This is a genomic window from Ktedonobacteraceae bacterium, assembly GCA_035653615.1.
Lineage (GTDB): Bacteria > Chloroflexota > Ktedonobacteria > Ktedonobacterales > Ktedonobacteraceae > DASRBN01.
Genome location: DASRBN010000027.1, coordinates 143195 through 165305 on the forward strand (window position 1 = coordinate 143195; position 22111 = coordinate 165305).

Consider the following 22111-nt stretch of genomic DNA (forward strand, 5'->3'; position numbering starts at 1 on the left):
GGTAAAAGTAAGATGGCAGATATAGGAAAATTGGAATATATTGCGGGTGAACTGCGCAGCAAGGCAGGTAAGTTCACCGGGGCTGCGGAAACACTGCGGCAGCAAGCAACACAACTGAACTGGGCTGCGAGCAACCTGGCAAATGGCTCCTGGTCGGGACAGGGCAGCCAGGCTTTCCAGAATGCCTGGAACCTCTATCACTACCAGAGCATATTGGAATTTTTCACCCCGTTTTCAATGGCTTACAAAGATCTGACCCATTGATAAAATAAGGAATTTGTTGCATGCGCGCGCTCGTATACCACAACCACACATTGATATTTGAAAAAAACTATCAGCTGCCCGTCTTGAGATCTGGTGAAGCCCTGATCCGCGTCCTGCTCGCCGGTATCTGCAATACCGACCTGGAAATCACGCGTGGCTACCTGGATTTTCAGGGCGTGCTGGGGCATGAATTTGTTGGCGTCGTCGAGGAGGTGTATGAAGCACCCGGCGCATCGTTGATTGGGCAACGCGTCGTTGGCGAGATCAATGCGGCCTGTCATCGCAGTGATTGTTTCTATTGCCGGCAAAATATGCCCACGCACTGCCCGAATCGCACCACGCTGGGCATCGTCAACCGCGACGGCGCCTTCGCTGAATACCTGCAGCTTCCTCTTGAGAACCTGCATATCGTTCCTGAGAACGTGAGCAATGAGGAGGCTGTCTTTGTTGAGCCACTCGCCGCCAACTTTGAAATCCTTGAGCAGGTACATCTGAAGCCGACCGATAGCGTCATCATTCTTGGCGATGGCAAAATGGGCCAGCTGGCGGCGCAGGTTCTCGCCTTGAGTGGTTGCGAACTCATCATGCTGGGAAAGCACGAGGAGAAGCTCGCACTGGCAGCAAAACGGGGAATACAAACTCGCCTGCTTGCCAACGAGCAAGAAGTTGCCTTAGAAAATAGGAAGCGAGTAGATGTGGTTGTTGAATGTACCGGTTCAACAAAAGGGCTTGAGATGGCGCTTCAGTTAGTAAGACCACGCGGCACTATCGTTTTAAAGAGCACAGTAGCCGATCAAAGTTCTCTCCACCTTGCCCCAATTGTGATTGACGAGATTCGCGTGCAAGGATCGCGCTGCGGCCCGTTCCCTCCTGCCTTACGCGCATTAAGCCAGAAGCTGGTCGATGTACGACCGCTCATTAGCGCGCGCTATAGCCTGGATGATGGCCTGGACGCCTTTCGCCATGCTGGCGAAAAAGGCGTATTGAAGGTACTCCTCCAGATGTAACCAGTAGGGACAGTGGCCTGTCCTGTGTGAAACGTAGAGGTTGGTTGCTGCGTGCTAAAAGCAGGAGTAATGACGTATCCTCATTGATAGGGAAATAGCCGTGTGGCGAAGAGGATAGGTCACCTATACTGCGTCAATGCAGAAAGGAAAGAGAAGCATGAACCGTAAGATGATAGGACTGCTGATGGCAGTCATGGCTGTTGGTACCAGTTTGATCGTACTTCTACGGGTAGAAAAGTCGCGGCGCTTCTTGCAAGCACGCGTCGAGCAAGTCCGTGGTGCTCTCCCAGAGCCCGAGCAGGTCCGGCAGTCTGCCCAGCAAGTGGTTACTCGTGTTTCACAGCTGACTGGCGATGCGAAAGACACCACCCAGCAGGCAATGAACAAAGTGAAGCAGACCGGAAGTGATCTGGCAGAAAAAGCCAAACAGCTCACCCCCGTTGGAAATCAGAATGGGCGCTGATTACCTCGTCCGCGTAAGAAGTCTTTTTGTTATGCTCACTCCCCCGCTAGAGAGTCGGGGGAGTGGTTTTTTTCTTAACTGGCGGTGATGAGAGAGGTCTCAGCTAATCTTTTCTCAGCAAATTCTTAATGACATGCCCAGATATGCCTGGTGTCTCCGGGGCCTGTCATGCTGAGCGCAGCGAAGAATCTCACGCCAACTTTCAAGGAATCGCCAGAAGCTGAAGTCCCTGTTATTTACCCCCACGTCTAAAAACGCCCGTCAAACGTGCATATGGTAGAGGGCCATATCATTCTGAGCGCAGCGAAGAATCTCGCGCCTACTTTTTGGGTAATCACCAGAATTTCAAGGAGTATCGCATGACGAACGCGCAAGATATTGTCAGCGCCTTTATGCGGGCGTTGGAAGCAAAGGACTTTACTGGCGCAGCCAGCTTATTGGCGGATGATTTCTACTTTAGTGGCTCCATGTCTCGATCTTTAGGCAAGGACCAGTTTATCAAATTCTTTCAGGAACTGGCTGCTGGCATTCCCAATCTCACATTTCACACGCATGATGTGCGTGATATAGAAGATAACTCAGAGGGCGACAGGGTAGAGGCAAGCCTTCAAATCACAGGTCGCCAGGAAAATGCTATCAATCTCTACATGCTGAGCCTGCCCATCATTCCCCAGATGGGCCGATCCGTCTCGCTGTCACCGGAACAGTGGCAGTTTGTCGTGCGCAATAATCTGATTGCGGCGATAGATGCTCAGCCTGCTGCGGGCGCCGGCATCGCTGAATTGCTTCATCAATTAGGCGTTGACGCAATGATGCTGGGATGATGATTTTCCACTGTAGGGAAGCGGCCTGTCCCTGTCCTCATGCCTCAACCGGTACAGGGACAGGCCGCTATCCCTACACGTGTGGTAGTACGCTCTCGGCGAATGCGCGCAGCCCATCGAGATCATCGAGATCGAACCATTGCAGCATCAACTCTTCCACGCCTGCCTGCCCATAGGCATGAATCTGCTGGATGATCATATCGGGCGTTCCAACAATCGCTCTCCACGAGCTTTGCATGCTTTCGATCACCGCCTCGAGCGATTTACCGGCATATTCCGTGCGCCCGGAGCGAAAGCTGAGCCGTCGATCCAGTTCGGCCATATCGCGTCCAAAGTGCAGCGTATGCATCATCGTGCGACGCACATCGCCGGGATTGCGCCCTGCCTGCCGCAAAAGGCCATCGAGAATCGCCGAATGTTCGCGAAACGCGTCAGGAGAAAGGAAGGTACCATTCCAGATATTCGCGTAACGGGCCGCCAGGGGTAAGGTACGTTTAGGGCCATTGCCGCCAACCATGATGCGTGGCCCTCCAGGTCGTTGCGGGCGAGGCAAGAGAATTGCATCGCGCAGCTGGAAATAGCGCCCCTCGTAGGTGACAGGTTCGTCGCTGTGTAAAAGGCGGGTAATCACCTCAAGCCCCTCTTCGAAGCGCGACATCCGTGCCGGAACGTCGCCAAGGTCGAGGCCAAAAAGCCGGTGTTCGCGTTCCTGCCAGCCCGCGCCCAGGCCCAGGATCATGCGCCCACCACTCAGATCATCGAGCGCCGCGGCCTGTCGTGCCAATAGTGCCGGATGGCGAAATGATAGTGGAGCGACCAGCGTCCCAAAGTGGATATGCTGTGTATGGTCCGCCAGGTAAGTGAGCGAGACAATTGTTTCCAGGGCTTCTCTGTCAGGGGGATTGGCGTTCGTGAAGTGGTCTGAGCGGAACAGCCCGGCAAAACCGGTTTCTTCTACCGCATCCACCAGTTTTTTCCAGCGCGCCCATGTCAATCCGTTCTGACCCTCGATTTGAATAGATAGTGCGACCATGTTTCTCTCGTGTCCTTTCTCTTTCGGCTTTTGCATAGTATCGTAGCCTATGATCGCGACATGAGTCAAATTCTGCGGTACTACTCGATTTGCTTGAGCGAATTCGCCAGTGAACAGCAGTTTAGAAAGGAATTTCCCCTGGCAGATTTAAGTAAGTGGAATCGCCTCGCCCAGCAGGGACAGCGGCTCATCCCTGTCCCGGCCCCCAATGTATACCAGGCCTGTTGTCTGCCTCAAGACCCCATGAGGACAGGGATGAGCCGCTATCCCTACTGGACATAATGATCCTGATTCCCCTTTCAGCTGTCAACATTCACCGAGGACCTTCTTGTTCCTCGACTTGTGAAAGCCCTGAATATTTATTGCTGGGACTTGCCGCCTAGAGGGAACCGATCCCAGGGGTTCTCGTTGGCCGTAATCCGGTAGCCATCGGGGTCGGCAAAGACGAAAGTGCGACCAAATGGGCCGTCGTATGGTGGCGTAATGATCGTAACTCCCGCCGACTCCAGCCGGGCATGTATCTCATCCACGGAATCGCAGTCGATCCACAGCGCCACGCCCCATCCCGGCTGCGGCGCCTCGTCAAGATTCACCTTTGCCTGGGTGAGAGCAAAAGGGATCGAATTGGTATCGAACAGAACAAAATCGGGTGCATCGAAGCGCTCATCGACAGTAAGGCCCAGCATTTCAGTATAGAATTTGCGCGAGGCGGAAAAGTTGCGTACCTGCAAACTGATAAAATCGGGTCCGCGAAGTCTGGCCATATACATCCTCTCCTTTCAAATCAACTCGAAGCTAAGGGGGTCGTCTCGACACCGCCCCCAGATTTCCTTCACACTCATAGTTTACACAATGCCAGTGACAACAGTATGTCAGCAGCGCGAGGAAAATAACTAATGCTCGTCTTCCATCTCTGTCTCCGCCGGCTTCTTTATATCCCTTCCAGCGATGACAACGATGTACTCGCCCTTGAGCTTCGCTTCGCTTGTCGATGCCAGGAGCGCTGAGAGCGTTCCTCGCCGGACGGATTCGAAGACTTTCGTGAGTTCGCTGGCGAGTGCGGCTTCCCGGTCGCCGTAAACTTCGAGCGCATCTTGCAGGAAAGAGGTAAGCCGGTAGGGGCTTTCGTAGAAGATAAGCGTGTGCGGAGCGTCTTTGTCGATCTCTAAAAATTTGCGTCTAGGCCCGGACTTGCGCGGCGGAAAACCACGGAATGTAAAGCTGTGAACGGGCAATCCGGAGAGGACCAGCGCCATTACAAATGCCGTCGGCCCTGGAATCATAGTGACATCGATGTGCGCCGCGAGCGCTCGCCTTACCAGTGTAAAACCGGGATCGGAGATGCCGGGCGTGCCCGCGTTGGTCACAAGCGCCACCGATTTCCCCTGCTTCAGCAGGTCCTCGATCTGCTGGCCCGCGCGCTGCTCGTTGTGTTCATGAAACGCGACCTGAGGTTTGGAAATATCGAAGTGCTTGAGCAGCAAGCCAGTCTTGCGTGTATCCTCGCTCGCAACAATATCTACCTCGCGCAAGGTATTGAGGGCGCGCAGGGTAATATCATTCAGATTTCCGATAGGAGTCGCTACAAGGTAAAGCATAGCTGTCCTTTTCGTCCAGGGTAGGGGCGACCACGAGCGCGGTCAATCGGCTCTCTACCGGTCGCCCTGAATAGGGTCTCTCGTTAGCTTTCGGCGCGTATGCCTTTCCTGATCAATTGGAGTTTATCGAGCACTTCAGGGCGCTTGACTTTCAAGGTATGGGTGCGCGGAAAATCCTCTTCCGGCCAGATGGTGAAGCCCCGAATTTGCTGGTGAGGGGCAAGTTGTTTGTTGGCCTGCGCAATCACAGCCTTAGCCTTTTCAGGTTCGTTCAACAGCAGGATAGCATGCACAGTCGGACCATCGTTTTCTTCCATCAGGCCCACGACCACAGCGTCCTTTATAAGCGGGTTCGTCAGAAGCACGTTCTCGATGTCCTCGGGATAGACATTGAGTCCGTTGGCAAGGACGATCAGGTTTTTCTTGCGCCCCTTGAGGTAGAGGTTGCCATTCTTATCCTGGTAGCCCAGGTCGCCGGTATGGTACCAGCCATCCTGAAACGCTGCCGCCGTGGCTTCGGGATTCTGCCAGTAGCCCAGGGCGACGTTCGGGCCGTGTACAAGCAGTTCGCCGTCTTCGGCAATGCGAACTTCCTCGCCGGGCAGCGGCTTGCCGATGGAATCATAATTATGCTCATTATAAGGAGTGACTGAGACAACCGGCGCGCATTCAGTCGCTCCATAGCCCTGCATGACCCGGAAGCCCATATTCTCCCAGCGCCTGGCCAGTTTCGGCGGCAGGTAAGCCCCGCCACTCACAAAGAAACGGAAATGCCCCCCGAAGCGCTTATGTACCGAATTGAACGGCAGGCGCCGCAGCCGGAATGGGAGATATGGCGCAACACGGTGAAGCATCTCCCACTGCTTTTCGCGTTTTTGCCTGCGCACCTCGCGTTCGATGCCATTCATAAAAAGCTGTAGCGCCTGTGGCACTAACACCATGCAGGTCACATGTTGTGTCGCAAGCAATTTCAAGAGTCTATCGGGAGCCAGAGTGCGGGCATAAACAACGCTGGCGCCGGTATAAAAAATGGCTACTTCGATGGTCAATTCGAACATATGACTCAGGGGCAGAAGCGAGAGCGCGCGATCATCGTTGCGAATGCGAACGACTGAGACGGCGGCTATAGCGTTGCTCGCAATGTTATTGTGGCTCAACATCACCCCCTTGGGCTGGCCGGTAGTACCAGAGGTAAAAACTAATTCCGCCAGATCGTGGCCGGTAACGACCGGAAGCTGTGATGGGTCAAATAGCCCTGATGGTAAAGCATCGATATCGATGAGCGGTGGCCCGGGTTGTGGTAGTTTCTCGTAATCTTTTTGCGAAGTGATCAGAAATTTTGCCCCGGTCACATCCGCAATCTTCGCCAAAAACTCCGGCCTTGAATTAACATCGAGAGGAACGATTACAGCACCGGTGAGGAGCGCCCCAAGATAACTAATCATCCAATTGATGCGACTGGGAGCCCAGAGAAGCAGGCGATCACCTTTCTGTAGATGTTGCTCCTGCAGGTAGCCGCAAAAATCGTGGATTTTCTGTTGCAGCATGCCATAGGTGAGGCAAACGATCTCGTCGTCTTGAACTGGTTCGAGTAATGCCGGTCGATTAGCATAACGCGTTGCAGTATTTGCGAAAAGTTCATTAATGGTAGTCTCCATATGTCCCCTCTTTCTGCCGGATGCAATGCTCTTCGTTCTATAAGGAAAAGGCGTTCAAGCCACTGGTTGATATAGCAGGCTCATTATAAAGGATAGAGAGACGTTTTGCCAGTGAGAGGTATTTCTTCGCTTTTAGCATTGGTAATAGTACTGTGTTCTCAATTTGCTATGTAGAGGTATAATAAACATAGAGCAGTATGCGCACCTGATCTTTTACTGCCGGGTTTGTGCGCGGGTGTAAAGCTGTTTTTACTACAATTTTCAAAGTAAATAATTAAATATTTTTTATTAAAAAACTCGTAAATATCAGTTTACTTCCCTCTCAATCTCACAACTTGACTGACAAGCAGCAAAAATAAGAGATAGAAGACTAGTGATCACCAGGAAGAATTTCTAGTGCAGAAATTATAAGATTCCTTCAAAAGCATATTGACATCCATACCGGTATATGTTAACATAAGTTCATAAGATGGTGTACTGGGGAGCTCTTAATCTCTAACTTCAAGTTACAGATTCCCTTTCAAAAAGGAATACCGGAAATGATGTATAAAGAATAGGGGCATTCCCCGAATCAGGCAATCCATCTCACAAAAATAGGGTAATTCCCCCCACACTCTAAGAAAGGAACACGAACAAATCATGGCTACAATCGAAGCGGCAAATGTCGGGAAAGCCGTGGCCGCTCGAGTAGGGACCAATATCCGCGAGGTGCGAACCAAGCTCGGCCTTACTCAAGCGCAACTGGCTGCTCCCGAATTTTCCATTTCTTACATCTCAGCTATTGAGCGCGGAAAGATCCGGCCATCGCTCAAGGCACTTTCCATCCTTGCAAAGAGGCTTGATGTACCGTTAACCTTTTTGTTAGAAGGATCCCCTGCTGGTGCTGCCGAGGCGCGTGCTGTCGGCTATTCTCCGGCGGACTCCGGGCCAGATCAAAGAATCGATGTGGATCTCTTGCAGGCCAGTGTACTGGTTCACCAGCACCTGTACCAGCAAGCTGCGGAAATATTGGCGCCAATTCAGCCAGAACGTATTACGACCGACCAGGTGTATCGACTGTACCTGCTGCGAGGGCAAATCCATTTAGGCTTGAATGAGAATCAAGAAGCTGTCGTGGATTTACGCGCGGCGGTCACGCAAGGAGAAGGCCTTAACGATATCGAATATATCGAAAGGGCGCGCAATCTCCTGGGCAGGGCCTACTTCCTGCTGTATAACTATACCCTGGCTATGGAAAATCACTTGCGCTGCAATAGTGCCATCGAAAGCGGCCACATTACAGATCCAATTTTTGCTCTTGATGTCTATAGTAATCTTGCCAATGATTATTTCCGGCATGGAGATCTCGAGAAAGCCGTCAGCTTTTATCACAAGGCGTTAGAGACCCTCGAGGGCATGAACCGGGATAGTAAGAGCTTTGCGCAAAAGTACATGGAGGTTGGGCAGCACTATAAGTCCGTTGGCAAACTCTCAATGGCCCACGATTATATGATGAAGAGCCTGGCGATTTATGAGATGCGCGATGAGCAGCGGCTCGTCGGCCTGACCCATCAACGCCTCGGCAAGACACTCGAGCGCCAGAATAACCTGGATGCGGCAGAAAAGGAATATCGAGAAGCCATCGATATCGAGCAGGAACTCGACGATGATGTCTCGGCTTCCATTTGCCACACCAGCCTGGCCGAACTCTTGTTGAAGCGCGGGCAAACAGCAGAGGCCGAGAACGAAGCTCAGGAAGCGCTCGACTTCGCGAGGAAGAGCGGGGATGCTCAGACCCAGGGTCAGGCCCTTATCGCTCTGGCGCAGATCCGGCACGCTGCTAACGACTACGCCGGTGCGGATCAGCTCTTCACACAAGCGCTGGACCTGCTCGATTCATCGAATGCGCATGAGATTGCCGCGGGAGCCTACTTCCGCTATGCCAACTTGTTGGAACAGCGCGGAGAGGTGCAGCGCAGTTTGAGTGCGATCAAGAAGGCCTATGAACACCAGCGTCAGGGCAATCGCGGCGACCTGGAATAAATAAATGCAGCGCCGAGAACACATCGGGTAGGGAAATATCCTTGTCAGCCGGTGTGAGATTGCCGCAAGATAGCTTACGACGCAAGGCGACCATCGCAAAAAAGTAAGGTGATCGCCAAGCAGAAGGCAAAAACACATAAGCCCCTTCCTGTCGAAAATACAGGACGTTATAACGTATAATAGAGTGGTAGGGGCTTATGTGTTTTTGCCTTTCATTTTTAGAGATTTTGTATGCAAAACATGTAAAATACCTTCAAATTTTGCAAGATCCTGGCTTCTGGGAGGGTTTCGCGAATGCTATTCTCTGCTCACAATCTTCGTTATCATATAGAAGATTGTTATTCATCCTTTTGTAGTTTCTTACAGCGGCGCGCAAAGTTCTATTTACGGCAATTAGCGCATGACTCCATGGAAGTAGATGAGGTCGTTGATCATATTATCGAGCAACTTACTCGTCTTGGCCTGATAGGCGCCAGGGATAATGAGCCTCCAACTCTACTCGAGCAATTGACCGATGCCCAGTTTCTCGCCTTTCTTAACCGGAGTATCAAGAATAAAGCGATTGATCGATTGCGCAAGAAGCGCTTGCAGATAAGTCCGGCTGCGGACCTCGAGAGCTATGGAGAAGTGGAGGAAGAAAAAGACCCGTTCGAGGATAAAGTAGAAACGGCCTGGAGCAAGCCTCCATTCGCAACGCCTGAAGAAGCGGCACTCGAGGCGGCAAAAAATACGCTCTTGTTCGTTCTCCTTAAGGAGTGCATCAGGTTATTAGGGAATGCGCCGCATCAATTGCTGGCCCTGGAGCAGGAATTTGAGGAGCTGGGCGTGGAAGAACTGGTTCAGTTCATGCATAAAGAGTTCGATGCACAACTTACCAATGTAGAACCGGACCATATGAGCCAGCATAAGGACCATGCGCACAAGAAGTTAAGGATTTGTTTGCAAGGCAGCAGTAACAATTTGAGAGTTCTCGTTGCCTTACGTTTATCACAATATGCGCAACGTGTCACCAAAACAGGTGAAATATCAGTTTCGATCCGGCAACTTATGAAGGATACACAAGGAAAACAAGATTTGTCTGACCAGGAAGTCAAGCGCGCCCTGGAGTACCTGGTCTCCAGGGGATTGCTGAATTGGCAAGGCGAAGAAATAGTGCGCTTTTCCTCTGCCCAGGCAAAGCGTATAGCGCGCTACTATGAAAAAGATGACGAGCAATAGCAACCCTGGAGGAAAACCTATGGCTGAAAAAAATGGATTCGATAATATACAGCTTGCACAATGGCTACAACAAGTATTAGCGACACCACCGGGGCAGGTGCAAACACAGATTGATTCTTTACGTGATGAAGGGGAGCTTGCAGGGAATTATCATCCTCAATTCTATACGCAATTACCAAATTTTGCGATGGCTCTATTGAAAAATGAACCCTATGTAATCTTGCGTTATGCTCCTCTCATATATCATTTAATAGGGTGTCGAACCTGTCATACTGCATACCTGGAAATCTATGATGCAATGAAAGCAGCTATCCAGCCGGATATACCGGCTATTGAGGTGGAAGAGGATGAGCAAATGCATTCCATGGTCAATGTTCCTGTACGCATGGTGGAATTGCTGTGCGAATTGCTGATCGACCAGGCCGGTGCTTTACTCAGGCAGGGGCGCCACGAACATACAGATAACGATGTGCGGGCGCGCGCACTCTTGCAACAGGCTATCTACATCAGCCTGCATATCAAGCAGAATAATATGCGGCAACATGCCCTGCGGAACCTGGTGGAAGTCGCTTCGTTGGCAGATACTACTCCCGATCCCATCGAACAGAATCCTGCTGCGCATTCCTATGCATCCCTGGTAGGAAGTGGAAATGGCTCGCGCAACGCAAGAGCCTGGCGAGGCGTGCATACCTTAGAGCGACCCGATAGCCAGCAGGTCATCTACCTTCAATCGGGCAGGCTCTCAGGTGCGATTACCCAGCATGAAGACACGCTGGAGCTGCATCTTGTAGACCTGGATAAGGAGTTGCGCGGGCGTTACATTACCATCTCTGTGCTGCTTGGAACGCTGCTCGAACCGGTTCGCTGGCTCGGCGGAAATCCACGCGCTATTCGCAGCCAATCTCCTGTCGCCGCGGATGGTTCGCTAACAACCTCTCTTGGCAAGACCGAACTGCACCTGGGTAAGGCGGAAGATCGTTACCTGCTGGAAACGCTGTTCAAAAAACTGGATGTCAGGCCTGCTGACTAATGCGGCTCAAATTCAACGGTACCGCTTTTGCCCCCGCTTTTGCGCGCCACATAGGCTTGTTCGAGCGTAATCGTTGTATCCACACCTTTACACATATCGTAGATCGTTAATGCGGCGACGGTTGCCGCCGTCAGTGCCTCGACATCTACGCCGGTCTTATAGGTCGTGCGGGTGCGCGCTTCGATATGTATCAATCCCCTGGTGCTGTCAAGCCTAAAGTGCAGCTCGATATGCGTCATGGGCAGAGGGTGACAAAGTGGGATGAGCTGGGGCGTTTGCTTGGCAGCCATAATTCCCGCGATCTTCGCTACTTCCAGCACGCTGCCCTTAGAAACCTGGTTGTGTTCGATCAGGCGCAGCGTTTGCGGTGCCATACGCACGCGCGCTTTTGCCACGGCTTCACGCATCGTTTCCGCGCGTTCCGTAACATCGACCATAAAAATATTACCGCTCTCATCCAGGTGCGTCAGCTGCTCCGCGGGTTTTTCAGGTTGATTCGTTGATTGAGATGGCATAAGTACATCGGCCTTTCATGAAGGACAGCATTTTTCTCTTTGCTTATCAAAAATCATTTATGGCAGTATATCATAGCTGATGAAAAATCCGTTGCCAGCCTAAAAGCTCCTGGTGATTGCCCAGCAGTCCCCAGGACAGGAGAGTTCACGTGAGTTCAGGAGCGCGCGTGAGATTCTTCGCTGCGCTCAGAATGACATACCTTGAGCATGTCATTCTGAGCGCAGCGAAGAATCTCTACTCACCTTCCAGGGAATCGCCCGCAAAGCACGAGGGGATAGATGCCCGGCGATGCGTTCCAGGTATCCATCCCCTCGTGCTTTGCGCAGCTCGAATTCCTATTCTGAGGTGTAAACCTGCATGCGCCGGCGAGCGGCGAAAGCCTGTTTCATATAATTGAAAGCCTCGTTCATTTTGCCATGTTCCTCTAAAAGTTGCGCATACATGGCGCATCCATCGGCCAGTTCCTCAAGAGCTTTCAACTGCTCCAGCATCTGAAGCGCAGCTACGAAGTGTCCATCACCTGTTTCGGACGCTTTCTGCGCATAGGCAATCTTGCCCAGCGTCATAAGCGCTTCGGCCTTCATCATCGTATCTTCGTACTGAGATGCCAGGACCAGGGCCTTTTCCGCCTGTTCCTGTGCCTCTGCAAGCTGATCGTTCTCAAGGAGCCATTGCGCGTACTGGCCGGTGACAGTCGCCAGAACCAGTTGATCTTGCATCGCCTCCACCTGCGCCAGTGTTTTCTCAAGGTATGCAAGAGCGCTTTGCCGGTTGCCACGCAGCATCGCTCGTCCAAGGTAGTAATAGAGGCCGCTCTTGAGTGATTGACTATATTCCTCTGAAGAGACCTGCATCAATTTGTACCCATAGAGCGTGGCCTGCTGGTAATCCTCTATTTCTTTATAATGTTGGAACAAATGCAAATAGAGTGATCGCAGTTGATCGGGATGAGAAACCGCCTCAGTCAGTGTCAGAGCGCGCTGGAACATTTCAATCGCTTGCTGAAACCTGCTCAAATACGTATAATGCAGACCCATATTCATATACACTTGCGCCATTAAAAAGGGATTCAAGGGCTGCATGTTTTCAAGCATGTCAAGGCTCTGCTGGTGCGCCTGCAGTCCTTGCGCGTAATTGTGCATCGCGGCATAGACATTCCCTAATAAGTTGAGGATTTGCAACCCCATATGATCGTTTGGATCTTTGATAAGATGCAGCGCCTCGGAAAGAGCGCTTTCCCCTTCCTGGAATTGAGATGCGATGGAGTAGGCCCAACCAAGGAGATAATGCAACTGTATCTCTTGACGCACAGTCAGCTCCCTGGATGTCAGTTTGCGTAGTTGAGCGATAGCGCTCTGTGCGGCACCTTGCCAGATAGCGATTTGCGCCTCAAGCAACTGAATTTCAATATCTGCCGCGTTTCGCGTTGCCTCATTTGCCGCGGCCTCCGCGTGTGAATTATTTGATGAAGCATCCGGTAGGAAATCGGCTGAGGAGAGACCGAGGCGATTTGCCAGGATCTCTAAAGCCCGCAGCGACGGGTGAATCTGGCCCCGTTCTATAGCAGAGATGTAACTGACTGAGAAATCAGGTTGAGCGAGGTGGCTTTGGGTATACTTCTTAGCTATGCGCGCAGCACGGATTTTGGCCCCGACCGATTGACCAATGTTTTGCTGCGATGGATCATATGGCATAATGCCCTCCTACATAATCGCCAAATTTTTTTGCGAAGGGGAAATCAATAAATAACAAAATGGCTTACCATGCTTATTGTAAAATACATCCTTGCTTCTGTCAAGTCTAAACGGAATAGAATTTATCAACAAACAGGATGACTCATACATACTATCAAATTAGACGAAAATTAGTAAAAGTTATTGTTTGATAGCATGCTATCGCCTTTAAAATGAAAAAGAAATACACCTCAACTGTTTGCATCCTGGAAAAACTCTTTTCATCGAGCAACCTGGACGAACTTCCTATTAGGGGTCAGGAACGCTATGGTTTTCCCGGATTATTCGTTCCTAGTCTCAAAGGATAACTCAGTATCAGCGTTTGATTGCTGTATCCTGCTTTATTCCTGATGAAGCTCAACAATGGAAAGCCATGAATCTAAAATTGCAACGTATTGCAGCAGAAAAGAGATGGTATTTCGTTTCATTTGTGCTGCTGCTGCTTTTCTTGCTGTATACCGCCATTTTCGCGAGCGGTATCTTCACAAATTTGACATTGAGCGCCGACCAATGGCTCTTACACCGGCCCCTTACCGGTGCTGATTGTGTGTTTCGCCAGTGGAAGCTGTTAGGAGACCTCCCTTTTAGCTCCTTTCTTACTGTGGTATTGGGTATTGTATGCCTGTGGTTGCGATATCGCAAACGCGTACTACTCTATATAGTACTTTTACTTGTGTTGGGTCTGGGCGTCGAGTTTGTGGGCAAGCAAGTATTTTCGCAGCCGGTTCCAGATTCTCTCGGTTACGGCATGAATGTTCTGGCATGTCCGCAGGAGCTGCGCCAACCCCGTTCGGTACGGCTGATGATTATGCTGGGTATGTGGTGGGATGCGCGCCCCGCTTCGGCGAGAGCGATTCGTAAAGAACAATATAGCGCAACGACTCCCTTTTCGCTAGCCGATACGACTCCCGATAATGGCTATCCCAGCGGTCACGCCATACGTTGGAGCTTTCTTGGCATCGTAGCCGGTTGGCTCTGTTGGAGACACGTAAGGCGCCGGTTCCTGCGCGGGCTGTTGATGGCAATCGCATTTGCTATTGCTGTCGCAGGTGGACTGATCATGTTCTATATTGGCCTGCATCTTCTGACCGATGTCATTGCCGGTTACCTGTTTGGGGCAAGCCTGGCATGCTGCGCCATTGCCCTCTTACTGCGCAATGAGAAGAAGAGCAGATTTGTGTGACCCATATTGCTTGCCAAACGCTGTTAACAATAGTACACTTTTCGCTGGCAGTAATGTTTTTTACGTTTCCACCACAAGTAGGGGTGGGGAGCTTGCTCCGCCCTGGGCCTCATCGATGGTGGAATCTGTTTTTATCGCAGACAAGGATAGCGCAGTGTATATAGGGAGAAGCATACGCAGACTCACGTATCTGTTTATCATACTATTTGTCTTGCTGAGTGTTGGCCTGGTTTACTGGCAGGTATGGGCCGCGCCGGCGGTGACAGCAAATACTTATAGTACCTTTACCCGTCATTGTCTCGGTGATAGCGCGCCCAAGAGAGGGCGTATCCTTGACCGTAATGGCGTCGTGCTGGCATATTCGATACCCAGCACCAATCCCGCCCTCTGCGGTTACCAGCGCGTTTACACCGATCCTTCCCTGGCGGGACTGATCGGCTATTATATCAGTCCTTTGTTTGGCTCGACGGGCATTGAACACCAGTACAATGCCTATTTGAACGGCACAGTAGGCATTACCGGCCTCAATAATACCTTGAACGGCACATTACACCGGCCTCCTATCGGCGATGACATTTACCTTACCATTGATGATCGCATCCAGCGCGCGGCCAATGACTTCTTTGATAAGTACGCCGCCACACCAGATGGTCAGTTTGTATTTCCCTCTGATCGTGGTTCCATCGTTGTTATGGACCCTCACACGGGCGAAGTACTGGCGATGGTGAGCCGGCCCGGATTCGATCCTAATAAAGTTGCTTCTCTCGCCCTGGTCAACCCTGATCAACCCCAGAGCGCCTCGAATCCGACGTACATTGACTCGCTTATCAAGCTCGATCAGAGGCATGACAAGGAAGACCCATTGCCAGAGCGTCCCCTTGACTACCGCTATGTGCCCGGCTCGACCTATAAAACCATGACACTCGTGGCGGGACTTGATTCTGGCAACTGGCAGTTGAATAATCAGTTCGGCAAGCAGAACGCGCTAGGTCCGGTGGTGATAGGTCCGCCAAATGGTACAACAACTGCCAGCTGCACAAATTGCGCCAGCCCCGTGCAATATGGGCAGCAGAGCTGTATTGTGCTTCCTCCCAAGAACTGTGGAGATGGGCAGGAGACATTTGGCATTAACGGTGTTGGAAATAACATCCAGACCTTCACCTTCCATTTCCCGGTGGATGTCGAGTATGGCTTTTCGCATTCGGATAATATCATCTATGCTCAGATAGGCGCGCAAATAGGCGCGGCCACCTGGCTCAAATATAACCAGGCCTTTTATGTTGGCCAGTCGCCGCCTTTTGATCTACCGGTAACGCCAAGTTCGGTTTTGCCTGCGGGCGCGACTACGCTCAGTGTTTCCCGGCTTGCCGAGAACGCCTTCGGGCAGGGTGTGGATCTCGTCACGCCATTCCAGATGTCGCTATTGGATAACGCCGTAGCGAATAATGGCGATTTGATGCGACCCTGGCTGGTGATGAAAGTTACTGACCCAACAAATTCTGCTGTCGTGCAATCATTTGGCCCGCAGGACCTGGGTTCCAAGATGAAGGCAAGCACAGCAACGCAGGTGCGCCAGGCGATGTTGGGCGTGGTGCGTTGCGGTTCGGGGCGGTTCGGCGATCCCCCTTCTCCTCTCAACCCTGAAATGTGGACCTCGCCTTACGCCATTATCGCCAAGACCGGCACAGGCGAAGTTGGCGGGGGGCTGGGAGCCGAAAGCTGGGTAATCAGCCAGGCGCCATACCAGAATCCAAAGCTGACAATTGTCTCCATGAAGGAAAATGCCGGTGAAGGTGGCCTGGTGAATGGGCCAATTATTAAGCAGTTGTACAATTACATCTTTCAGAATATTCCCCAGTACAAGTTAGCGCCCGTGGAGTCAACTGATCCCGGCCAATTGCAGGCTCAGGATAACCAGTATTGCGCGCAAACAGGACTGCTGCAATGAGAGATGTTGTACAACCGGATTATAGGTCGTTCTCGGCTACCGTCGCGTCAGGCCTTTCTTCTTTATTGCTGTTCTCTTGCTGTATGATCGTCCAACAACTGTCACAGTAGCCCGCCGCTACCAGGTCGAGCGTTAAGTTATGGAAGTGGTATTGGTCTTGCAATTGTTCGTTGAGATTGCCGAGCAGGGTATCGTCCAGGTGGAGCATTGAACGGCAGCGGCGGCAGACCAGGTGATGGTGCGCCTTCCCCTCTGCGATCTCGTAGCGGGGTTGCTGGCCGGGCAGGTGATTTTCGCGCACAAGGCCGAGTTCCCGCAGCAATTCCAGCGTGCGATAGATCGTGGACAGGCTGACGTAAGGATTGCGCTTCTGCACGCGTTCCAGAATCTGGTCGATGCTCAGGTGTTCATCGGCCTCTTGAATGACGCTCAATATCATATAGCGCTGAGGCGTCAGGCGATAGCCGCGCTTGCGCAGTGTTTCGTTGCTTGAATTTCCGTAATGATGCATCCTCTAATCTCGTTCCTTCGTTGGAAGAATGGTGTGTTCATATCGTAGCATCGCTTTGTATTGGCGTCAACATATAGGAAAGATTGTTCACGTATACGACAACTTCTCACCTGCGCGTTGATTCTTCTTAAGGGGGTTGTCCCGATAAGCGTGTGATCGGAGGGCTGTTGGGGTTGAAGGGCAGTCGCCCTGGTGAGGATACCGATTCGCTGCTATACTACTGTATACAAAACGCGATAGTTTTGCCTTGAGAGGATAGGAGACTATGGTACGCTGGGAGCATCGTTACCTTTTGGGTACGATGGTGTTTACGATTGCAGGCGATGTTGTGCGTGACTTTGATGAAGAATATGAGGCATGGAGCTGGCTGGAGCAGGAGGGTTGGGGCCTGGTAGCCATCGAGCCGCCAGACCCTGTACGTCCCGGCGCCTGTAAATACTACTTCAAGCGGCAGAATTTGCAGGTATCTACGCGCGTGACCGGGTCTCAAGCCATACCAACCTATGAACAGAGGGGCAGGAAATAAATGGTCGTTCCGGGCTTCTGGCGCTCGCAGCTCGATCCTGAGCGCGTGATGAATGTCCAGGTGACGCACTGGCACAAAGATGAGCAGGAGCAGCGCGAAGAATATCTGACGGTTGAAGAGCCTTTCGAAATACGTATCGCCGGTCGCAGCCTGGCCGTGATTATGCGCACACCTGGACACGACTTTGATTTGGCGATGGGGTTTCTCCTGACGGAGAGCGTCATTGCAAGCGCCAGTGAAGTACTCGCAATTGAAGGCGCGACCGATGCAGATGGCTTGCCGCTGGCAAATGTGGTCAATGTAACGCTGCGCAAGAGCGAGCAGCCAGAGGCCCTGGTACCCAGGCAGGCGACTTTCGAGCGCCATTTTACGGTCTCGGCAAGCTGTGGTCTCTGTGGAAAAAACAGCATCGATGATTTAATGCTTGCGCTACCACCGCTCGAGTTGGGCGATGTACGCTTTTCAGCCGCAGGCATCTACGATTTGCCGGCAAAATTGCGCGCGGGCCAATCGGTGTTCAGTCATACCGGCGGCCTGCACGCGGCGGCCCTGTTTGCAGAGAATGGCGAATTGTACCTGCTGCGCGAAGATGTTGGCCGCCATAACGCTGTAGATAAGATTATCGGACACGGCCTGCGGCATGGTGATTTTCCCTATGACAGGCACCTGTTGCTGGTGAGTGGTCGCACCTCATTCGAGATTCTCCAGAAGGCTCTGCTGGCGCGTATACCCTGTGTTGCCGCCATTTCAGCTCCATCCAGCCTGGCGGTCGAACTGGCTAACCAGGCCGGAATCACGCTGATCGGCTTTTTACGGGGCCGGGAGATGAATGTGTATACGCATGCGGAGAGAATAGTAAAATGAATTGCGTCCAGTATATCGTTGCTGTATAATCCGCTCATGCAGAACGATACGATAGCCGCTATTGCCACGCCGCCCGGTATAGGGGGCATAGGCATCATCCGTGTGAGTGGCGCGGACGCATTTGATGTAGTATTGCCACTCTTACGCCGCCCAGGTGGAGGTACTGGCGTACCGCCATCGCACGTACTCACCTATGGTCATATTGTCAATCCTCAGACGCAAGAGATCCTTGATGAGGTGCTGGTCGCTTTCATGCATGCCCCTCGTACATACACGCGTGAGGATGTTGTCGAGATTTCGGGGCATGGCGGACCGCTGGTACTCCAGCGCATGCTGCGCCTGGTGCTGGCACAGGGGGCCCGCATGGCGAATCCTGGTGAGTTTACCTTGCGCGCCTTCCTCAATGGCAGGCTCGACCTCGCGCAGGCCGAGGCGGTGATGGACCTGATCAGTTCCCAGACCGAGGCCGGGCAGCGCCTGGCGATGCACCAACTGCGCGGGCGCGTCTCAGAACAGGTGCAGGATGCCCGCCACGCCTTGCTGGGGGTAATCGCACGCATCGAGGCCAGCATCGATTTTCCTGAAGAGGACGTGCCCACTCCCCAACCTGAAGAATTGCGACCGCTGATTGAAATAGCGCAACAGAAGGTGGATACCTTACTCGCTGGAGCAGAGCAGGGAAGGCTCTACCGGCAAGGACTGCGTACCGCGATTATTGGGCGGCCAAATGTGGGAAAATCCAGCCTCCTCAATGCCCTGCTGCGTACCGAGCGCGCCATCGTCACGCCCATTGCCGGAACGACTCGCGATACAGTTGAAGAGGTGGCGAATCTGCGCGGCATTCCACTTCATCTCATCGATACCGCCGGTATCACGCCCAGTGATGATCCTGTTGAGCAGATTGGCGTCCAGCGCAGTCGTGCGGCCGCTGAAAGCGCGGACGTTGTGCTGCTCGTGTTCGACGGTTCCGAGCGACTGAACGAACAGGATATGCAGGTTTCCGCGGAACTACATGCCATGGGATTTGGCACAAAGAACAGGCCGGTGATCGTAGTGGTGAATAAATCGGACCGGCCCCGGCAACTGCAAATCGACGAAGCGGGTAGCATGTGGCCGGAGGCGCCGTTCGTCTCCACGTCGACGCTCACCGGCGCGGGGCTTGACCGGCTCGAGGAGACGCTTGCCGACCTGGTATTGGGTGGGAAAGTCTTAAGCGGCGAAAGTTCGCTGATTACCAGCGCGCGCCACCAGGAAGCGCTGCGCAGGGCTGCTGAGCATCTACAAGCCTCACTGCTCCCACTCGAACAGCGATTGCCGCTCGATTTCGTCTCCATCGACCTGCGTGCCGCCTATGACGCGCTGGGAGAAGTGACTGGTGAGACGGCCAGCGAGGACCTCCTGGAAAGAATCTTCAGCGAATTTTGTATTGGAAAGTGAATGTTACCTTACCCACAGTTCTTTTCCTCCTCCATAGTTATGCAGCAGTCGAAAATGCTGCGCGACCCAGGCGCGGAAAGGGGCCGTTTGCCCTTCTCCTAAACGTCCGGTATAAAAGAGAATCGCGTGAACCTGGGGTTGAGAAGCCGCATTTTCAAGCTGGGCCAGGGTGAGATAGCCGCTCTCGATGCGCACCGTCGAGGTATCGACGAGGGACGGCGGGGTATTGCGATCTGCCAGCCCCGCGATGAACTGCGCATCTGTTATCACCAGTTGATCCGGGGTAATAGCATGCTGCAAATCTGCCGCGACACGTAATCCCTGTTGTGTTTGCTGGTCGGTAGCCACATACGCCACATTTCTGTAATACGCTCTATCTTGCCGGATCGCCAGCACAACCGTTATTCCTATCAAGATAAGTGCGGTCCATAGCAGGATATTTTCTATGGATGCCAGGAATCGATTCGCTCTTCTCTTTTCTGAAATGGTATGCCCGCTCCTTGTAAAGATGGTGTAATACCCGGCCAGGCTTTCCCAGGTCAGGCTATTGCCTATTCCTATCACTGCCAGTCCGAGCAAAGGAGGAATCAGCGCTATGAGATGGTGCTGGAAAAGTGGAACCTGGCGCCAGAGTATGTAAATCGTCGCAAGCAGCCAGGCAATTAATGGGAGAACGCGCCAATCCTTGCGTAAGAAAGAAGCCACAATGCCAAACAGCGCGGCCAGGCTCAACCACGAAATAAGGGCGCCTTTGATGAGGGAAAAATTGCCCCTCTGAGAGGATGCAAATGCTGTCGCGGCCTTCGTGTGGAAGGAAATCACGGTTGAGATCAGCGTTTGAGACGAATTCAGAAAAGGGACTACCAGCAGCAATGCTGTCACAATACATGCCAGGATACCGGCAGCGATTGGTACGAGCGGTATATTTCTGGCTCCCATTCGCCTCTGCAAACCTTGCCAGATGCGTGCCAGCATCAACAGTACAATAGGTACCAGGCAGGTGACACTCAATAATTTGCACATGATAGCCAGCGAGACGGTGACGCCTGTAAGCGCTGCCCAACACAGTCCCGCCATTCCCCCGGGCTGCTCCCACCACATATAGGCCAGTCCGACCGCGAGCAGCGAAAATGCCGTAGATGATGCCTCGGCCTGAATCGTCTGCGATTCTGCGAGATAGACCGGATTGACGATCAGCAGCAAAAGCCCTGTTACTGCGCCCAGGCGTCCTCCCAGGGCCTTCCCCAAAAGAAATGCTCCCAGCAGGCCGAAAAGGGATATCAGGGCGATGCCCAGGCGAGCTGACCAGAGGGTGTTGCCAAACAGAACGTAGCCAGGAAAGCTTGAAAGTAAAAAGAACGGTGGCTGCGAGTAAAAAATACTCTGATACAGGGCATGACCGGCGCTCATAGCACGCAAGGATTGCCAGTATACTCCCTCATCATAACCATCACGGTCGAATGGAACATCCAACTTATAGAGACGCATGAGAACAGCGGCAATGACGAGCGCTACAACCACTCCCCACATAAGAAGCGTTTGCCAGCGGAGCGTATCTGCCGCACGCACTTGATTATCTTTTGCCTCGTTTTCTATCGAACTTACCGGCATGCCTTTACCTCATTGTTGCCTGGCGGAATAATATCCTGTGTATGCCCTACAAAGTAGAACGTATCAAGAAACAAATTGGTATTAAACCGGAGTGAATTAAACTACGCGGATGTTCTATTCTTTGCGCTTTAACAACTTCAGGGGCGCGCGGGATCGAAAAAACAGAAAATACAATTTTGTAAATTTACAAAAAATGATCCCCAAAACCCCTTGACAACGGATTAGGAGCTATGGCATAATACCGTTGTCGCCGTAAAGACGGTAAGAACTTCGTAAGCGAACCCCTTAAAAGGATTTCCTGAAGAAAATTATAACCCAGGGCTGCGTTTCCCCTCGTGGGTATCGGATCCCTGGCATTCTGTATCTGTCTAAACCGGCGATTAAGAAGCAAGAGTACTTGCTTCGGGAAGTACCTTGACAATTGAAAAGTGGAAAGCAGAACAGCAACTGTTTGGCGTCTGAATACGAACGAACACAGAACCTTCCGAGCGCCGCAGTTTCTGTCAATTCGGCCCCGCTGTATGAGCGTACAGGTGGGGCAATCTGCGAACAGCCAAGTGCAACAACTTTAGTACAGCAACTTGGCCTGGATCGCAACTTGGCACTGGTTCATGTGCTCTCTCCTGCTTGGGAGGGAGTCACCATAGAGTACTGGATGGCGAGTT

21 protein-coding genes are annotated in these 22111 nt (G+C 52.2%); 13 read left to right on the forward strand and 8 right to left on the reverse strand.

From position 1 onward, the window contains the following. The first annotated feature begins 12 nt into the window (after window positions 1-12). The 4 genes from VFA09_14705 (at window position 13) to VFA09_14720 (ending at window position 2558) form a co-directional block, all read left to right on the forward strand. Complete coding sequence (locus tag VFA09_14705; protein ID HZU68524.1) at window positions 13-264, forward strand: WXG100 family type VII secretion target; 252 nt, start codon at window positions 13-15, stop codon at window positions 262-264. Between the two features lie 20 nt (window positions 265-284). Further along, window positions 285-1271, forward strand: coding sequence for an alcohol dehydrogenase catalytic domain-containing protein (locus VFA09_14710; protein HZU68525.1), 987 nt, complete (start codon window positions 285-287; stop codon window positions 1269-1271). A 157-nt stretch (window positions 1272-1428) separates the two neighbouring features. After that, window positions 1429-1734, forward strand: coding sequence for a hypothetical protein (locus tag VFA09_14715; GenBank protein ID HZU68526.1), 306 nt, complete (start codon window positions 1429-1431; stop codon window positions 1732-1734). 359 nt (window positions 1735-2093) lie between these two features. Continuing rightward, window positions 2094-2558 carry a nuclear transport factor 2 family protein gene (locus tag VFA09_14720; protein HZU68527.1) on the forward strand — a complete coding sequence of 155 codons (465 nt, stop codon included), beginning with the start codon at window positions 2094-2096 and terminating at the stop codon, window positions 2556-2558. A gap of 73 nt (window positions 2559-2631) precedes the next feature. Here the strand turns inward: VFA09_14720 and VFA09_14725 are convergent, their stop codons facing one another. Next, entirely contained in the window at window positions 2632-3591 is a 960-nt protein-coding gene (locus tag VFA09_14725; GenBank protein HZU68528.1) for a TIGR03560 family F420-dependent LLM class oxidoreductase, read from the reverse strand. Window positions 3592-3651: 60 nt separating this feature from the next. Here VFA09_14725 and VFA09_14730 point away from each other — a divergent pair, with 60 nt between their 5' ends. Further along, on the forward strand, window positions 3652-3873 hold the full coding sequence (locus VFA09_14730) for a hypothetical protein (protein HZU68529.1): 222 nt from the start codon (window positions 3652-3654) through the stop codon (window positions 3871-3873). A gap of 77 nt (window positions 3874-3950) precedes the next feature. Here VFA09_14730 and VFA09_14735 read toward each other — a convergent pair whose 3' ends face one another. The 3 genes from VFA09_14735 to VFA09_14745 all read right to left on the reverse strand — a co-directional run bounded on the left by VFA09_14735 (window position 3951) and on the right by VFA09_14745 (window position 6847). Next, window positions 3951-4355 (reverse strand): VOC family protein, encoded by a 405-nt coding sequence (locus tag VFA09_14735; protein HZU68530.1) that lies wholly within the window; start codon window positions 4353-4355, stop codon window positions 3951-3953. Window positions 4356-4484: 129 nt separating this feature from the next. After that, window positions 4485-5189: a 16S rRNA (cytidine(1402)-2'-O)-methyltransferase gene (gene rsmI, locus VFA09_14740; GenBank protein HZU68531.1), complete on the reverse strand. Its 705-nt coding sequence runs from the start codon at window positions 5187-5189 to the stop codon at window positions 4485-4487. Between the two features lie 83 nt (window positions 5190-5272). Next, entirely contained in the window at window positions 5273-6847 is a 1575-nt protein-coding gene (locus VFA09_14745; GenBank protein HZU68532.1) for an AMP-binding protein, read from the reverse strand. A 639-nt stretch (window positions 6848-7486) separates the two neighbouring features. Between VFA09_14745 and VFA09_14750 the strand changes: the two genes are divergently transcribed. From VFA09_14750 to VFA09_14760, 3 genes are all read left to right on the forward strand, one after another. Then, a complete protein-coding gene (locus tag VFA09_14750; protein ID HZU68533.1) occupies window positions 7487-8869 on the forward strand; it encodes a tetratricopeptide repeat protein in 1383 nt (460 codons plus the stop codon). 408 nt (window positions 8870-9277) lie between these two features. After that, window positions 9278-10087: a hypothetical protein gene (locus VFA09_14755; GenBank protein ID HZU68534.1), complete on the forward strand. Its 810-nt coding sequence runs from the start codon at window positions 9278-9280 to the stop codon at window positions 10085-10087. 19 nt (window positions 10088-10106) lie between these two features. Beyond that, a complete protein-coding gene (locus VFA09_14760) occupies window positions 10107-11117 on the forward strand; it encodes a hypothetical protein (protein ID HZU68535.1) in 1011 nt (336 codons plus the stop codon). Here VFA09_14760 and moaC read toward each other — a convergent pair. Both moaC and VFA09_14770 read right to left on the reverse strand, forming a co-directional pair. Then, window positions 11114-11632, reverse strand: a complete 519-nt coding sequence (gene moaC, locus VFA09_14765) for a cyclic pyranopterin monophosphate synthase MoaC (GenBank protein HZU68536.1) — start codon at window positions 11630-11632, stop codon at window positions 11114-11116. The genes VFA09_14760 and moaC overlap by 4 nt on opposite strands. 336 nt (window positions 11633-11968) lie before the next feature. Beyond that, window positions 11969-13327, reverse strand: a complete 1359-nt coding sequence (locus VFA09_14770; protein ID HZU68537.1) for a helix-turn-helix transcriptional regulator — start codon at window positions 13325-13327, stop codon at window positions 11969-11971. A 412-nt stretch (window positions 13328-13739) separates the two neighbouring features. On the opposite strand from VFA09_14770, the gene VFA09_14775 reads away from it, so the two are divergent. Continuing rightward, window positions 13740-14549, forward strand: coding sequence for a phosphatase PAP2 family protein (locus tag VFA09_14775; GenBank protein ID HZU68538.1), 810 nt, complete (start codon window positions 13740-13742; stop codon window positions 14547-14549). Between the two features lie 154 nt (window positions 14550-14703). Beyond that, entirely contained in the window at window positions 14704-16497 is a 1794-nt protein-coding gene (locus VFA09_14780) for a penicillin-binding transpeptidase domain-containing protein (GenBank protein HZU68539.1), read from the forward strand. A gap of 19 nt (window positions 16498-16516) precedes the next feature. On the opposite strand, the gene VFA09_14785 is transcribed toward VFA09_14780, so the two are convergent. Further along, window positions 16517-17008 carry a transcriptional repressor gene (locus VFA09_14785; GenBank protein ID HZU68540.1) on the reverse strand — a complete coding sequence of 164 codons (492 nt, stop codon included), beginning with the start codon at window positions 17006-17008 and terminating at the stop codon, window positions 16517-16519. 265 nt (window positions 17009-17273) lie between these two features. Here VFA09_14785 and VFA09_14790 point away from each other — a divergent pair, with 265 nt between their 5' ends. From VFA09_14790 to mnmE, 3 genes are read left to right on the forward strand one after another with little or no spacing between them, the layout of a single operon-like run. After that, window positions 17274-17534, forward strand: a complete 261-nt coding sequence (locus VFA09_14790; protein HZU68541.1) for a hypothetical protein — start codon at window positions 17274-17276, stop codon at window positions 17532-17534. Beyond that, on the forward strand, window positions 17535-18398 hold the full coding sequence (gene fdhD, locus VFA09_14795; GenBank protein HZU68542.1) for a formate dehydrogenase accessory sulfurtransferase FdhD: 864 nt from the start codon (window positions 17535-17537) through the stop codon (window positions 18396-18398). Window positions 18399-18434: 36 nt separating this feature from the next. After that, complete coding sequence (gene mnmE, locus VFA09_14800; protein HZU68543.1) at window positions 18435-19835, forward strand: tRNA uridine-5-carboxymethylaminomethyl(34) synthesis GTPase MnmE; 1401 nt, start codon at window positions 18435-18437, stop codon at window positions 19833-19835. A gap of 3 nt (window positions 19836-19838) precedes the next feature. Here the strand turns inward: mnmE and VFA09_14805 are convergent, their stop codons facing one another. Beyond that, window positions 19839-21446 (reverse strand): phospholipid carrier-dependent glycosyltransferase, encoded by a 1608-nt coding sequence (locus tag VFA09_14805; GenBank protein HZU68544.1) that lies wholly within the window; start codon window positions 21444-21446, stop codon window positions 19839-19841. Window positions 21447-22111 lie beyond the last annotated feature (665 nt).